1 protein-coding gene is annotated in these 407 nt (G+C 61.7%); it reads left to right on the top strand.

Features of this window, described 5'->3' with window-relative positions:
• Positions 1 to 30: 30 nt before the first annotated feature.
• On the top strand, positions 31 to 407 hold a 377-nt coding region (locus tag HUN22_RS17760), incomplete at its 3' end, for a LysR family transcriptional regulator (protein ID WP_174732110.1).

The raw sequence follows: 407 nt of genomic DNA, 5'->3' as shown, positions 1-407 counted from the left end.
ATACACAACCCACGATACTCAGGAGCCGGCATGGATCAGATTCACCTGATGAAGGTGTTCGTAGCCGTTGGCGAGCTGGAAAGCTTTGCCGCCGCGGCCCGTCATCTGGACATCTCGCCAGCGGCAGTCACCCGGGCTGTCAGTGCCCTGGAAGAACAGCTTGGGGTCAAGCTGTTGCTGCGCACTACCCGCAGCGTACGCCTTACCGAGGCCGGTAGCCGTTACCTGGAGGACACCCGGCACATCCTGGCCAGCATTCACGAAGCCAACGAAGCGGCAGCCGGCATCAACGCCACGCCCAGGGGCGAACTGGCGGTGACGGCGCCGATCCTGTTCGGCAAGAAGTTCGTCATGCCGTGCATCGTCCGCTACTTGCAGCAGTATCCCGAGGTGGATGTATCTGCGTA

The organism is Acinetobacter lactucae (assembly GCF_013344765.1).
Taxonomy (GTDB): domain Bacteria; phylum Pseudomonadota; class Gammaproteobacteria; order Pseudomonadales; family Moraxellaceae; genus Acinetobacter; species Acinetobacter lactucae_A.
Note: the sequence above shows the minus strand (reverse complement) of the source record. Positions and strands in the feature narration are given on the sequence as shown.